1 protein-coding gene is annotated in these 1,211 nt (G+C 61.4%); it reads left to right on the forward strand.

All coding sequences use genetic code 11. From position 1 onward, the window contains the following. Positions 1-100: 100 nt before the first annotated feature. Entirely contained in the window at positions 101-1,204 is a 1,104-nt protein-coding gene (locus tag X739_RS136620; protein WP_023796701.1) for an ISAs1 family transposase, read from the forward strand. Positions 1,205-1,211 lie beyond the last annotated feature (7 nt).

Genomic DNA, 1,211 nt, shown 5'->3' on the forward strand with positions numbered 1-1,211 from the left:
CCCCCTCGAGGGCAGGGGAATCGCACATGAGTACAAAGGGACTCTTGTGTGGTGTGCGGAAATCGATTCTGAAAGGACCTCTGGATGATCGGAGGTCAGCATGGTGTTTCTGGATGTATTCGGCGAGGTTCCGGACCCTCGAGACTTGACCGCACAGCACCCGTTGCCGGAGATTTTGTTCGTAGCGCTTGCGGCGGTCCTTTGCGGTGCGACGCATTGCACGGAAATGGAGCTGTTTGCCAGGAATCGGCTCGACCTGTTGCGGCAGTTCATCCCGCTCGAGCGTGGCGCGCCCAGCCACGACACCTTCAGCCGGGTGCTGGCGGCCCTCGATCCTGTCGCCCTCAACGATGCGTTCATGCGCTTCATGGCCGCTTTCGGCGCACAGGCGCGCATCGATGCGCCGAAAGGCCAGATCGCCATCGACGGCAAGAGCCTCAGGCGCGCCTATGCCAAGGGCCTTTCGCATATGCCGCCGCTGGTGGTGACCGTCTTTGGCTGCGAGACCTTCATGAGCCTGGCCCAGACCGTGGCGCAGAAAGGCGGGGAGGTGCAGGCCGCGATCGCGGCGCTCGAATTGTTGTCGCTCAAGGGATTGACCGTCACCGCCGACGCCTTGCACTGCCATCGCCGCATGACCCAGACCATCCGCGACGGTGGCGGCCACTACGCGATCGCCATCAAGGCCAACCAGTCGAAGCTGGCCGCCGAAGCCAACACCGCACTCGACAAGGCAGCGGCGGGCAAAGCAACCAAGTTCCATCAGACCAAGGAGGATGCCCATGGCCGTCACGAGGTGCGGCGTGCCTTCGTCATTCCCTTTGTGCAGCCGCCGGGCAAGAATGCACTCGTCGACCTTTGCGCCGTCGGCCGTGTCGAAAGCTGGCGCACCGTCGATGGCAAGACCACGCACAAGGTCCGCTGCTATGCGCTGTCGCGCAAAATGCCGGCACACGAACTGCTCGCCACAGTACGCCGCCACTGGAGCATCGAGAATGACCTGCACTGGCAACTCGACGTTTTGCTCGGCGAAGATCAAATCAGAGGCCGCAAGAACAATACCGCCGCCAATCACGCCATACTTCGCCGCCTCACTCTCAATGTTCTCAGAGCCGATCTTGAAAACATCCCGCTCAGCCACAAACGACTCAAGGCACGATGGGCCGATCAAAACCTGCTTAGCCTCTTTACTCATATGCGATAGCCCTGCC

Origin of the sequence: Mesorhizobium sp. LNHC209A00 (assembly GCF_000502915.1) — a bacterium.
GTDB lineage: Bacteria > Pseudomonadota > Alphaproteobacteria > Rhizobiales > Rhizobiaceae > Mesorhizobium.